This is a genomic window from Streptomyces sp. NPDC028928 (assembly GCF_055564915.1).
In genome coordinates this window covers 103229-115087 of the sequence record NZ_JBVHVI010000012.1, presented here as the reverse complement: position 1 = coordinate 115087, position 11859 = coordinate 103229, and the positions used below count along the sequence as shown (strand labels likewise).

Sequence of the window (11859 nt, the reverse complement as noted above, 5' to 3'; positions counted from 1 at the left end):
GGGGGAGCGATCCCCATCCCGCCAGGGGGGAGACGGGAAGCCACAAACACACCGCCCCCCCCCCCCCCCCCCCCCCCCCCCCCCCGCTGCGGGTGTACCTGGTTGCTCGTGCGGCTCTCCGCGCCCCTCAGGGCTGTCGTCAGTGTGCGGAGCCCGCGGTCGCCGGCGGCAGCTCCACCTCGACGCCGGGGTCGCCGGCGTCGGCCGTGTAGTCCTCCGGCCGGGTCTCGTCGATGCCCTCGGGGGCCTTCAGGGCCTTCAGGGCGACGGTCAGGACCACGGTGACCACGACGTTCAGGACGAACGCCGTCAGGCCGATGTAGCCGATCTCGCCGATGCCGGGGATCTCCTTGGCGTTGCCGCCGAAGTGCTTCTGCGTCGGCGAGGCGATGCCGTACGCGGCGGCGGTGCCGTAGACCATGCCGACCGCCCAGCCGGCCAGCAGGGCCCAGCGGTGGAACCAGCGGGTGAACAGACCGCCGACGAGGGCCGGGAAGGTCTGCAGGATCCAGATGCCGCCCAGCAGCTGGAAGTTGATGGCGACCGTCTTGTCCATGGTGAGGACGAAGACCAGCGCGCCGACCTTCACCAGCAGCGAGACCAGCTTGGAGACCTTGGTCTCCTGCTCGGCCGTGGCGTCGGGCTTGATGAAGTCCTTGTAGATGTTGCGGGTGAAGAGGTTGGCCGCGGCGATGGACATGATGGCGGCCGGGACCAGGGCGCCGATGCCGATGGCGGCGAAGGCGACGCCCGCGAACCAGTCCGGGAACATGTCCTCGAACAGCTGCGGGATGGCCAGCTGCCCGTTGGTGACCTTCACCCCGGCCGCGATCGCCATGAAGCCCAGCAGCGCCAGCAGACCCAGCATCAGGGAGTACAGCGGCAGGATCGTGGTGTTGCGGCGGATCACGTCACGGCTCCTGGACGACAGGGTCGCGGTGATCGAGTGCGGGTACATGAACAGCGCGAGCGCGGAGCCGAGCGCCAGGGTGGCGTACGTCCACTGGTTCGCCTCCGCCGGCGCCAGCGCGCCACGCGGCTTGCCGGTGGCCGGGTTGATCTGGCCGAAGGCCTGGCCGGCCTTGGCGAAGATGTCGTCGAACCCGCCCAGCTTGATCGGGATGTAGATGATCGCCACCGCGATGACGATGTAGATCAGGGTGTCCTTGACGAACGCGATCAGCGCGGGGGCGCGCAGACCGGACGAGTAGGTGTAGGCCGCCAGCACACCGAAGGCGATGAGCAGCGGCAGGTCCTTCACGAACCAGTTGGTGTTCTCGCCGCCGCCGACGCCCATCACGTCCAGCACCGCCTGGATGCCGACGAGCTGGAGCGCGATGTACGGCATCGTCGCCAGGATGCCGGTCACCGCCACCGCCAGCGACAGGCCCTTCGAGCCGAACCGGCCGCGCACGAAGTCGGAGGTGGTGACGTACCCGTGGCGGTGCGAGACCGACCACAGGCGGGGCAGGAAGGTGAAGATCAGCGGGTACACCAGGATCGTGTACGGCACCGCGAAGAAGCCGGCCGCGCCCGCCGCGTAGATCGCCGCCGGTACGGCGACGAAGGTGTACGCCGTGTACAGGTCACCGCCGAGCAGGAACCAGGTGATCCAGGTGCCGAACGACCGGCCGCCCAGTCCCCATTCGTCCAGGGAGTGCTCGTTCTCGGCCCTGCGCCAGCGCGCGGCCAGGAAGCCCATGACCGTGACGGCCAGGAAGAAGAAGATGAAGACGCCGAGCGCGACGCCGTTGACGCCGTCCTTCACTTCGCCGCACCCCCGTTCGCGCCCTTGCGGGCGCGCTGGTCACGCTGCCAGAGCTTGTACGCCAGCATGGTGAGCGCGGTGGAGATCAGCACCCAGAGCATCTGGTACCAGTAGAAGAACGGGATCCCGATGAACGCGGGGTCCGTCTTGGCGTACGAGCCGACCCACAGCATCGCCACGAAGGGCGCGACGAGACACAGGGCGATGATCACCCGGGCCGGTGTCACCACCGGTGGTCTCACTTCAGGCGTTTCGGACATGCCACGGCTCCGTCCCCTCGCTGATCACCTGTAATGCGCAGGCAATCTAGGTGACGGTGTCGTGACAGTGGAAGACCTCGTCCGCATATCGGTATATCGATTCAGCGAACGTGCCGGGCCCTCGGGCGGCCGGCGCCCTCGCTGCGCTACTCCGCGGGCCGCTTCAGCCGGGCCACGAACTTGTACCGGTCCCCGCGGTACACCGAGCGCACCCACTCCACCGGCTTGCCCTCGCGGTCCAGCGAGTGACGGGAGAGCATCAGCATCGGCAGGCCCACGTCGGTGCCGAGCAGGCCCGCCTCGCGCGGGGTCGCCAGGGAGGTCTCGATGGTCTCCTCGGCCTCGGCGAGGCGGACGTCGTAGACCTCGGCGAGCGCGGTGTACAGGGAGGTGTACTTCACCAGCGAGCGCCTGAGGGCCGGGAAGCGCTTGGCCGACAGGTGGGTGGTCTCGATCGCCATCGGCTCGCCGTTGGCCATGCGCAGCCGCTCGATGCGCAGCACGCGCCCGCCGGCGGTGATGTCGAGCAGCTCGGCGAGCCGGTCGTCCGCGGTGATGTACCCGATGTCCAGCAGCTGCGAGGTCGGCTCCAGGCCCTGGGCGCGCATGTCCTCGGTGTAGGAGGTGAGCTGCAGGGCCTGGGAGACCTTGGGCTTGGCCACGAAGGTGCCCTTGCCCTGGATGCGTTCCAGCCGGCCCTCCACCACCAGTTCCTGCAGGGCCTGGCGCACCGTGGTGCGGGAGGTGTCGAACTCGGCGGCCAGCGTGCGCTCGGGCGGGACCGGTGTGCCCGGCGCCTGGGTCTCCGTCATGTCGAGCAGGTGCTTCTTCAAGCGGTAGTACTTGGGCACGCGCGCGGTACGGGTTGTGCCGGCCTCGTTCTCCGCACTGCTGACGTCGGTGCTCATGCTCTGCCTTCCCGGCTCCGGTGCCGAAAGCGACCGACATCCCATCGGCCACGGTCACATCGTGGCACGGGTTGCCGTGTCAGCACTCCACCCGCACGCTCCGTGATCTCCTCTATATACCGTTGCACCCGCTGTTGGTCTAGTCCACAGGAGGGTGAGGGAGGGCGCGGGAGGGGTGCGGAGACCGGATCCCGGGATCGGTTCCCGAGATCAGATCCCCTGCCACTCCGGCTTGTTGGCATAGGTGTGCCGGAAGTAGTCGACCAGCTTGAGCTTGGACGCGGCAGCCTCATCGACGACCACCGTGGCGTGCGGGTGGAGCTGGAGCGCCGAGGCGGGGCAGACGGCGGCGACCGGACCCTCGACGGTCGCGGCGACCGCGTCCGCCTTTCCCTCGCCGGTGGCGAGCAGCACCAGGTGCCGCGCCTCCAGGATCGTCCCGATGCCCTGGGTGATGACGTGGTGCGGGACCTGCTCGATGTCCCCGTCGAAGAAGCGGGCGTTGTCGATCCGCGTCTGCTCGGTCAGCGTCTTGATCCGGGTGCGCGAGGCGAGCGAGGAGCACGGCTCGTTGAACCCGATGTGCCCGTCGGTCCCGATGCCGAGCAGTTGCAGGTCCACCCCGCCGGCCTCGGCGAGCGCGCGGTCGTACGCCTCGCACGCCGCCTGGACGTCCTGGGCCGTGCCGTCCGGGCCCATGAACGCGTCCATGCCTATGCCGAGCGGCTCCAGCACCTCACGGCGCAGCACCGAGCGGTAGGACTCGGGGTGGTCCGCGGGCAGCCCCACGTACTCGTCGAGCTGGGCTATCCGCGCCCGGGAGGCGTCCACGGCGCCGGAGCGGACCTTGGCGGTCAGCGCTTTGTAGATGGGCAGCGGGGTGGAGCCGGTGGCCACGCCGAGCAGGGCGTCGGGCTTGCGTCGCAGCAGCTGGGCCATGGCCTCGGCGATCAGCTCGCCGCCCGCCGCGGCGTCCGGAACGATGACAACTTCCACGCTGGGCCTGCCTTCTGAGAGGGCTCTGTGCGTCTCTATGTGGTTTAGACCAATCTAACAGAATCGGCGTTCGAGGGCGCGTGCGAGGACCCGGGGAGAGGCCGGGGAAGTCGGGGAGACGGTGGGGGAGAAGCTCGGGAAGGGCGGGGGAGAGCTTCAGGTGAGGGAGCCTCCCGTCGCGTCCAGCCAGTGACCGGTCACCCAGCGGCCGTCCTCCGAGACCAGGAAGGCCACCACGTCCGCGATGTCCGCCGGCGTGCCCACCCGGCCCAGCGCCGAGTGAGCGGCGGCCTGCTGCCACGCCTCGTCGCTCGCGCGCAGCCACGAGGCGTTGACGTCGGTGTCCACGATGCCGGGCGCCACCGAGTTCACCGTGATCCCGCGGGGGCCGAGCACCTTGGACAGGTCCCGGGTGAAGACGTCCAGGGCCGCCTTCGTCATCGAGTACGCCATCAGGTCGGGCATCGCGGCGGTCCGGGACAGGCCGGACGATATGGTGACCACCCGCCCGCCGTCCCGCAGTCGCTCCGCCCCGAGCCGGGTGAGGAGGAACGGGGCCTTCACGTTCACCGCGAAGAGCCGGTCGTACTCCTCCTCCTCGATCTCCGCGAACGGGCGGGAGGTGCCGATGCCCGCGTTGTGCACGAGGATGTCCAGCCCGTCCGCGTGCCGGTCGAACTCCGCCCACAGCCGCTCGGCGTCCCCGGGCGTGCCCAGCTCCACCCCGACCGGGAACGCCGAGCCGCCGGCCTCCTCGATCGCCGCGACCGTCTCCTTCGCGGCGCTCTCGTTGCTCCCGTAGTGCACCGCCACCCGCGCCCCGTCGCGCCCCAGCCGCTCGGCGATCCCCCGCCCGATGCCCCGGCTCGCGCCCGTGACCAGCGCTGTCTTCCCCGTGAGCGCACCCATGTCTGTCCCTCTCATTTGTCTAGCGGTCGCTACAAAAAAACCGTACACCACCCCGCCGACAGTTTTCTAGGGCTCGCTATAAAATGGTCCGCATGGCGACGCGTCAGGACACACCAGCGAAGGGGCGGGGCCGGCCGCGCTCCTTCGACCGGGCCACGGCACTGGAGAAGGCGCTGATGACCTTCTGGGAGCACGGGTACGAGGCCACCTCGGTCTCCGACCTCACCCGGATCATGGGCATCGGCGCCCCCAGTCTGTACGCGGCCTTCGGGGACAAGCGCACCCTGTTCGACGAGGTCGTCCGCGTCTACACCAGCACGCACGGAGCCTTCACCGACCGCGCCCTCGCCGAGGAACCGACGGCCCGTGCGGGCGTCGCGCGCATGCTCCGCGAGGCCGCCGCCGAGTACACCGACCCCGCCCACCCGCACGGCTGCCTGATCGTCCACGCCGCCACCAACTGCACCAACCCCGAGGTCGAGGCGCTGCTGCGCGAGCTGCGCAACGCCAACATCGCCCGGCTGGAAGCCCGGATCCGGGCCGACATCGCGGCCGGCCTGCTGCCCGCCGGCACCGACGCCGCCGCCCTCGCCCGGCACGCCGGTGCGATGATCCAGGGCATGTCCCAGCAGGCCCGCGACGGCGCACGCCGGGAGGAACTGGAAGCACTCGCGGAAATTGCCATGACCATCTGGCCCCACGACTGACCCGGGCGGGCTAGGCTGCGTGGCATCGCGTGCCGGTGCCCTCGCGGCGGGACGCCTCCGCACCATGGACACGCCCTCGTGGTCTAGTCCACAATCGAGTAGAACAAGCCTCCGTCTTCCCCGCACAGGAAGGCGGACAGAGGAACCGGCGCTCTCTGCCCTGACTGCACCGGCTCCTCGACTTCGGCCGACCGGGACCGCACACCCCACGGCCGATGATGCTCCGGGCTGCGGTGCCGGGAGGGTTGAGGGTCCCTTCCAGGCGCCGCGGCCCGCGGGTGTTTTTTCGGCCATCCACGAGGCCCCGGGTACGCTCGCAGACGTGCCCTCCATGAACGAACTCGTACGCCAGCACACCGCCCTCGACGACTCCGACCTCGAGTGGCTCCACCTGCTGGTCTCGGAGTGGCAGCTGCTCTCCGACCTCTCCTTCGCCGACCTGGTGCTGTGGGTCCCCACCCGGGACGGCACCCGGTACGTCTCGGTCGCCCAGATGCGGCCCAACACCGGCCCCACCTCCTACCAGGACGACATGGTCGGCCACCTGGTCCCGCGCGGCCGGCGGCCCATGCTGGACGCCGCCCTGGACGAGGGCCGGATCGTGCGCGAGGGCGACCCGGAGTGGCGCGAGGAGGTCCCCGTACGGGTCGAGTCCATTCCCGTACGGCGTGAGGGCCGGGTCCTCGGCGTGATCGCCCGGAACACCAACCTGCTCACCGTGCGCACCCCGAGCCGGCTGGAGCTGACCTATCTCCAGAGCGCCTCCGACCTGGCGCAGATGATCGCGGCCGGCTCCTTCCCCTTCCCCGACCAGCAGGTCGACATGGACGCCTCCCCGCGCGTCGGCGACGGCCTGATCCGGCTGGACGCGGACGGTATCGTCCAGTACGCCTCGCCGAACGCCCTGTCCGCCTACCACCGGCTCGGCCTCGCCGCCGACCTGGTCGGCCACCACCTCGGGCAGACCACCGCCGAACTCGCCCCGACCCGGGGGCCGGTGGACGAGGCGCTGGCCAAGGTGGCCAGCGGCTGGGCGCCACGCGAGTTCGAGATCGAGTCGGGCGACGGCGTCATCCAGTTCCGGGCCATTCCGCTCAAACCCAAGGGGACGCGCATCGGTTCGCTGGTGCTGCTGCGGGACGTCACCGAACTGCGGCGCCGCGAACGCGAGTTGATCACCAAGGACGCCACCATCCGGGAGATCCACCACCGGGTGAAGAACAACCTCCAGACGGTGGCCGCGCTGCTCCGGCTCCAGGCCCGGCGCATCGAGTCCGAGCGCGGCCGGGAGGCGCTGGAGGAGGCGGTCCGCCGGGTCGGCTCCATCGCCATCGTCCATGAGACGCTGTCTCAGAACCTGGATGAGCGGGTGGAGTTCGACGACATCGCCGACCGGGTGCTCGCCATGGTGGCCGAGATCTCGCCGGGCAAGGTGACCGGCCGGCGCAGCGGACGGTTCGGGATACTCGACGCCGAGGTCGCCACCCCGCTGTCCATGGTGCTCACCGAGGTCCTGCAGAACGCCCTGGAGCACGGCTTCCGTGAGGGCGACACCGGCACGGTCGAGGTCTCGGCGGTGCGGGGCGGCACCACCAAGGAGGCCCGGCTGCTGGTCACCGTCCAGGACGACGGGGTCGGCCTGCCCGAGGGCTTCGACCCGCACCGCTCGGGCAACCTCGGCCTGCAGATCGTACGGACCCTGGTGGAGGGCGAGTTGGGCGGAACGTTCGACATGCTGCCGGCACCGGAGCGGGGGACCCGGGTGATCCTCGACATTCCGGTGCGGGCGCAGAAGTAAGCCCGCCGGCTGCCGACGACCCGGTTGAACGGCATCCCGGCCCCGAACAGCATTGAGCCCCGGGCCACTTGGTGTGAACCGGGGCTAAAGCTCGAAGCTATGCGCATCGGGGGATACTGCGCGCTGCGGCTCGGGGGCGGGAGATGCGTACGTGCTGTGCGCGCCGCCAAGCTCAGGCTGTCAGCAGGGGTGGGTATGTCAGGCGGAGGCCTGACGAGCCCGGTTGCGGGCGGCGCGGCGCTTCATGGCGCGGCGCTCGTCCTCGCTGAGACCACCCCAGACGCCGGAGTCCTGGCCGGACTCAAGCGCCCACTGCAGACACTGCTCGATCACCGGGCAGCGACGGCAGACGGCCTTGGCTTCCTCGATCTGCAGCAGCGCAGGACCGGTGTTGCCGATGGGGAAGAAGAGCTCGGGGTCTTCCTCGCGGCAAACGGCGTTGTGACGCCAGTCCATGGCTGCTACCTCTCCTTGGTATTACGTGCAAGTTGCTTGTGAATGTGAACGCTTTCACGAATCCCTCAACAAGTGAAGGGCCGACCGTCGGGTCTTCACCCGGCGTGGTCCTGTGTTTGAAGAGGGGTTCCGGTGATCAGTGGAGGCCGGTGTTGCGGGCCGTCCCGATCGCCACGTAGAGACTCGCAAACCTCAGCGACGGATACAACCCCTTCCGGAAAGTTTTTTTTGATTCCTCGGTGTCGACTAGGTCACAGCCGTACTTCCATGGGGTGGATCCTGGCCTAAACGTTCGAGTGAAAGGACTTTCGCCCGTTCCGCTCACACAATCACACGCAGTGCACGGCGTACGCCTGTGAACGTCACGCTCGTACGCAGCCCCAGGTGGTCACCGTCCATCTGCAGGGGCAGAGGCACCTTCGAATGCAAGGTGAACTGGTCCAGATCGTGCAGCGAGAGGGCGTGCTTTCCCTGTGGTCCCCGCTCGGGGGACGAAGTGAGCAACTGGGTGCCATACCGGGCAACCGCGGCGGTCGACAGGCGGCTGAGACCGAGTACGTCGATGCCGGTGTCGAACGAGGCCTTAGGCGACGTATACATGGGGCGATTGCCGAGATACGTCCACGGGGACGTGTTCGAGACTATGGCGACGACCAGATCCTGGACCGGGTCCGCGCCGGGCCGCTCCAGTGTGATCGTGCCGTGCCGGCGGTTCGGCTCGCCGAGGAACTGCCGGACCACCTGACGGACGTAGAGCGCGTGCGTCGACTTCTTCCCGCGTTCGCGCTGCTGCTCGACCCGGCCCACCACGCCCGCGTCGAACCCGAGCCCGGCGTTGAAGGTGAACCAGCGGGCCGGCACCGCCTCGTCCTCGGTGCCCGGCGTGCCCGAGGTCAGCCCGAGGCCGACGACCCGCTCGCTGCCCTCGCGCAGCGCGTCCAGCAGTGCGCCGGTGGCCTCGACGGGGTCGTTGGGCAGGCCCAGGGCGCGGGCGAAGACGTTCGTGGAACCGCCGGGGACGACGGCCAGACCGGGCAGGCGGTCCGGGGCGGGGCCGGCGTGCAGGAGGCCGTTGACGACCTCGTTCACCGTGCCGTCGCCGCCGAGGGCCACCACCAGGTCGATGTCGTCGCTCTCCGCCGCCTGCCGGCCGAGGTCGCGGGCGTGGCCGCGGTACTCGGTGGTGACCGCCTCCAGCTTCATCTCGCTCGCCAGCGCGTGGATCAGCACATCACGTCTGCGTGCGCTTGTGGTGGTAGCCGCCGGATTGACCACGAGAAGTGCACGCATGCATGGCAGCGTACCTACTGGGGGGTACCCGGCCCAGACCGAGGTAGGGATCCGGTAAGAGACCGGGGCGTGAGCCTGGACACTCGGGGGCGCGGGGCGCGGCCGGGCGCCGGAGGGGGAGGGCTACCCTGCTGGGGTGAGCAGTCAGCAGAACCCCGCCCCGGACACCGCCGAAGCCGCCGCAGCCGACCCGGCGGCCGAGCCGCGCCCGCGCCGGCTGACGTACGCGGCGGCGCTGGCCGGGCTGGAGGGCGTCGCCCTCCTGGCGGGCGGCCTGTGGGTGCTCGTCCTCGGACTCTCCGGCGACCCGGACGACCGGCAGCAGGCCGTGACCCTCGGGATCACCCTGGCCGCCCTCGCGCTGCTGCCGCTGCTCGCCGCGCGCGGTCTGCTGCTGCGGCGCGGCTGGAGCCGGGGCCCCGCGGTGATCACCCAGGTCATGGCCCTTCCGGTGGCCTACAACCTGCTCCACTCCGACGGCGTGGCCGTCCCCGTGGGTATCGCCGTCACGGCGGTCGCCGTGGCGGCGCTGGTGCTCCTCGTCAACGGCGAGACGACCCGGGCCCTCGGGATCAAGGGACCGGGCCGGTCCGAGTAACGCCCGCCGAGCGGGCCTACTCCTCGACGAGGAGCTTCTCCCGCAGCTGGGCCAGTGTGCGGGCCAGCAGCCGGGAGACGTGCATCTGGGAGATGCCGACCTCCTGCGCGATCTGCGACTGGGTCATGTTCCCGAAGAAGCGCAGCAGCAGGATCCGCTTCTCGCGCGGCGGCAGGTCCTCCAGCAGCGGCTTGAGGGACTCGCGGTACTCCACGCCCTCCAGCGCCTCGTCCTCGGCGCCCAGGGTGTCGGCGACCGCCGGCGACTCGTCGTCCGTGTCGGGGACGTCCAGGGACAGCGTGGAGTACGCGTTGGCGGACTCCAGGCCCTCCAGGACCTCCTCCTCGGAGATGGCGAGTTTCTCGGCCAGCTCGTGGACCGTCGGGGAGCGGCCGTGCAGCTGGGACAGCTCGGCCGTCGCGGTGGTCAGCGCGAGCCGCAGCTCCTGCAGCCGGCGCGGCACCCGGACCGCCCAGCCCTTGTCGCGGAAGTGCCGCTTGATCTCGCCGACGACGGTCGGGGTGGCGTACGTGGAGAACTCCACGCCGCGCTCGGGATCGAAGCGGTCGACGGACTTGATCAGCCCGATCGTGGCGACCTGGGTGAGGTCGTCCAGCGGCTCGCCGCGGTTGCGGAAGCGGCGCGCCAGGTGCTCCACGAGCGGCAGGTGCATACGGACCAGCTGGTTGCGCAGCTCCGCGTACTCCGCGCTGCCCTCCCGCAGGGTGCGCAGCTCGATGAACATCGCCCGCGCCCCGCTGCGGTCCTGGGCGTCGTGCTGCACGGCCTGTACGGCCTCCGTGCCCGGCGCGTCGTCCTCGGCGTTTCGCTCGTGCTCGCTCATCGTCCCGCCCGTAGCCCTTCCCCGAGCCCTCGCCCCCGCGCGGACCCCGGTTCCGGCGCCGTCGCGTGCCTGGGGTGGCGTGCCCTCTGCGGCATCGTCACCGCCGGCCCGCGCGGAGTCGTCCTCCGGGTGCGGCCTGGCCTGCTCGGGGATGCCGTCGATGCCGTCCGCCATGCGCCGGGAACCGTCCCGGGGGCTCGCCCCGGAGGTCTCGGCGTTGGTCGACCAGGGGGCACCCCCGTCCCCGGTCGGCAGCTCCCGTGTGCCGCGCTCTTCGTCCCGCACCGGCCCGTCCCCGTTCCTCACGCCGGCCCGGGGCCGGCGCCGCGCTGTTTGTAGAGGCTGATCGAGACCGTCTTGTCCTCGTCCACGGCGGAGGAGACCTTGCCCGCGAGGGCCGACAGCACGGTCCAGGCGAAGGTGTCCCGCGAAGGGGCGTGGCCGTCCGTGGTCGGCGCGGACACCGTGACCTCCAGCGAGTCGTCCACGAGCCGGAAGACACAGCTGAGCACCGAGCCGGGCACGGCTTGCTGGAGCAGGATCGCGCACGCCTCGTCCACGGCGATGCGCAGATCCTCGATCTCGTCCAGGGTGAAGTCCAAGCGGGCCGCCAGACCGGCCGTGGCCGTCCGCAGCACCGACAGGTAGGCACCCGCAGCCGGCAGCCGGACTTCCACGAAGTCCTGGTTCGCCGCGGGCTCGCCTGCGATCTGGGACACCCTCACCTCCATGGTGGTACAAGCTTTACGGGGCCGAGGGTCGCCCCCCGGGGTAACGCGTACGTGGTTCAAGCGGTGACGCTATCGCGCTCCGAACGTTGCTGTCCCCGGGACCCCAACCCCCTGGCGTCACTCACAGTAAAGCTGTGGATACGCTCCGTGTCTAGAGGGTTTGCGGGCCCAAAAGGGAAGAGCGCGCGCCGGGTTGACGTACCCAGACGTCAGACGCTCGAACCGTCGTGCGGCAGCCGCCGCATGCAGTGTCACACGAGAAGGCGGTCAGGCGGGACGGTCTCGCTCACACGAGCGCATCCCACCAGGTCACACGAGCACGTGGTCGACGAAACACCACCGCCAGTCCTCGCCGGGTTCGAAGGTCCGCATCACCGGGTGACCGGACTTCTCGTGGTGCTCCGTCGCGTGCCGTCCCGGCGAGGAGTCGCAGCAGCCGACGTGGCCGCAGGTGAGGCACAGCCGCAGCTGGACGGGGTGGGTGCCGTCCCGCAGGCACTCGGGACAGGTCGGTTCGAGGGGTTCCGGTTCCGGGTGCGGCAGCGCGGCGGCGTGCGTGCACTGTTTCATGATTGCCAGATTACGACGGGTGTG

General features: G+C 70.2%; 13 protein-coding genes. 3 read left to right on the top strand and 10 right to left on the bottom strand.

Annotated features, from left to right (window positions below; translation table 11 throughout):
• Nucleotides 1-139: 139 nt before the first annotated feature.
• The 5 genes from mctP to ACZ4U1_RS27525 form a co-directional block, all read right to left on the bottom strand.
• Complete coding sequence (gene mctP / locus ACZ4U1_RS27545) at nucleotides 140-1768, bottom strand: monocarboxylate uptake permease MctP (protein ID WP_467906844.1); 1629 nt, start codon at nucleotides 1766-1768, stop codon at nucleotides 140-142.
• Complete coding sequence (locus ACZ4U1_RS27540; RefSeq protein WP_467906843.1) at nucleotides 1765-2028, bottom strand: DUF3311 domain-containing protein; 264 nt, start codon at nucleotides 2026-2028, stop codon at nucleotides 1765-1767. The genes mctP and ACZ4U1_RS27540 overlap by 4 nt, the downstream gene beginning before the upstream one ends.
• A gap of 146 nt (nucleotides 2029-2174) precedes the next feature.
• Entirely contained in the window at nucleotides 2175-2936 is a 762-nt protein-coding gene (locus tag ACZ4U1_RS27535; RefSeq protein WP_467906842.1) for a GntR family transcriptional regulator, read from the bottom strand.
• 210 nt (nucleotides 2937-3146) lie between these two features.
• Complete coding sequence (gene nagB / locus ACZ4U1_RS27530; RefSeq protein WP_467906841.1) at nucleotides 3147-3932, bottom strand: glucosamine-6-phosphate deaminase; 786 nt, start codon at nucleotides 3930-3932, stop codon at nucleotides 3147-3149.
• 156 nt (nucleotides 3933-4088) lie between these two features.
• On the bottom strand, nucleotides 4089-4841 hold the full coding sequence (locus ACZ4U1_RS27525; RefSeq protein WP_467906840.1) for an SDR family oxidoreductase: 753 nt from the start codon (nucleotides 4839-4841) through the stop codon (nucleotides 4089-4091).
• Between the two features lie 92 nt (nucleotides 4842-4933).
• On the opposite strand from ACZ4U1_RS27525, the gene ACZ4U1_RS27520 reads away from it, so the two are divergent.
• A complete protein-coding gene (locus tag ACZ4U1_RS27520) occupies nucleotides 4934-5548 on the top strand; it encodes a TetR/AcrR family transcriptional regulator (protein WP_467906838.1) in 615 nt (204 codons plus the stop codon).
• A 331-nt stretch (nucleotides 5549-5879) separates the two neighbouring features.
• Nucleotides 5880-7346, top strand: a complete 1467-nt coding sequence (locus tag ACZ4U1_RS27515) for a sensor histidine kinase (protein WP_467907038.1) — start codon at nucleotides 5880-5882, stop codon at nucleotides 7344-7346.
• Between the two features lie 198 nt (nucleotides 7347-7544).
• On the opposite strand, the gene ACZ4U1_RS27510 is transcribed toward ACZ4U1_RS27515, so the two are convergent.
• Both ACZ4U1_RS27510 and ACZ4U1_RS27505 read right to left on the bottom strand, forming a co-directional pair.
• A complete protein-coding gene (locus ACZ4U1_RS27510; protein ID WP_003992873.1) occupies nucleotides 7545-7802 on the bottom strand; it encodes a WhiB family transcriptional regulator in 258 nt (85 codons plus the stop codon).
• A gap of 321 nt (nucleotides 7803-8123) precedes the next feature.
• Nucleotides 8124-9092 carry a diacylglycerol/lipid kinase family protein gene (locus tag ACZ4U1_RS27505; protein ID WP_467906836.1) on the bottom strand — a complete coding sequence of 323 codons (969 nt, stop codon included), beginning with the start codon at nucleotides 9090-9092 and terminating at the stop codon, nucleotides 8124-8126.
• A 136-nt stretch (nucleotides 9093-9228) separates the two neighbouring features.
• On the opposite strand from ACZ4U1_RS27505, the gene ACZ4U1_RS27500 reads away from it, so the two are divergent.
• Nucleotides 9229-9690 (top strand): hypothetical protein, encoded by a 462-nt coding sequence (locus ACZ4U1_RS27500; RefSeq protein WP_467906834.1) that lies wholly within the window; start codon nucleotides 9229-9231, stop codon nucleotides 9688-9690.
• 16 nt (nucleotides 9691-9706) lie between these two features.
• Here the strand turns inward: ACZ4U1_RS27500 and ACZ4U1_RS27495 are convergent, their stop codons facing one another.
• The 3 genes from ACZ4U1_RS27495 to ACZ4U1_RS27485 form a co-directional block, all read right to left on the bottom strand.
• Nucleotides 9707-10819 carry an RNA polymerase sigma factor SigF gene (locus ACZ4U1_RS27495; protein ID WP_467906832.1) on the bottom strand — a complete coding sequence of 371 codons (1113 nt, stop codon included), beginning with the start codon at nucleotides 10817-10819 and terminating at the stop codon, nucleotides 9707-9709.
• Between the two features lie 17 nt (nucleotides 10820-10836).
• Nucleotides 10837-11253 carry an ATP-binding protein gene (locus tag ACZ4U1_RS27490; RefSeq protein ID WP_009190566.1) on the bottom strand — a complete coding sequence of 139 codons (417 nt, stop codon included), beginning with the start codon at nucleotides 11251-11253 and terminating at the stop codon, nucleotides 10837-10839.
• 321 nt (nucleotides 11254-11574) lie between these two features.
• On the bottom strand, nucleotides 11575-11835 hold the full coding sequence (locus tag ACZ4U1_RS27485; RefSeq protein ID WP_356161233.1) for a UBP-type zinc finger domain-containing protein: 261 nt from the start codon (nucleotides 11833-11835) through the stop codon (nucleotides 11575-11577).
• Between the last annotated feature and the right edge of the window lie 24 nt (nucleotides 11836-11859).

Coding starts and splice junctions, on each gene's coding strand:
- ACZ4U1_RS27535 (WP_467906842.1), bottom strand. CDS start 2,936: ATGAGCACCGACGTCAGCAGTGCGGAGAACGAGGCCGGCACAACCCGT.
- ACZ4U1_RS27505 (WP_467906836.1), bottom strand. CDS start 9,092: ATGCGTGCACTTCTCGTGGTCAATCCGGCGGCTACCACCACAAGCGCA.
- ACZ4U1_RS27525 (WP_467906840.1), bottom strand. CDS start 4,841: ATGGGTGCGCTCACGGGGAAGACAGCGCTGGTCACGGGCGCGAGCCGG.
- ACZ4U1_RS27510 (WP_003992873.1), bottom strand. CDS start 7,802: ATGGACTGGCGTCACAACGCCGTTTGCCGCGAGGAAGACCCCGAGCTC.
- ACZ4U1_RS27540 (WP_467906843.1), bottom strand. CDS start 2,028: ATGTCCGAAACGCCTGAAGTGAGACCACCGGTGGTGACACCGGCCCGG.
- ACZ4U1_RS27485 (WP_356161233.1), bottom strand. CDS start 11,835: ATGAAACAGTGCACGCACGCCGCCGCGCTGCCGCACCCGGAACCGGAA.
- ACZ4U1_RS27515 (WP_467907038.1), top strand. CDS start 5,880: ATGAACGAACTCGTACGCCAGCACACCGCCCTCGACGACTCCGACCTC.
- ACZ4U1_RS27520 (WP_467906838.1), top strand. CDS start 4,934: ATGGCGACGCGTCAGGACACACCAGCGAAGGGGCGGGGCCGGCCGCGC.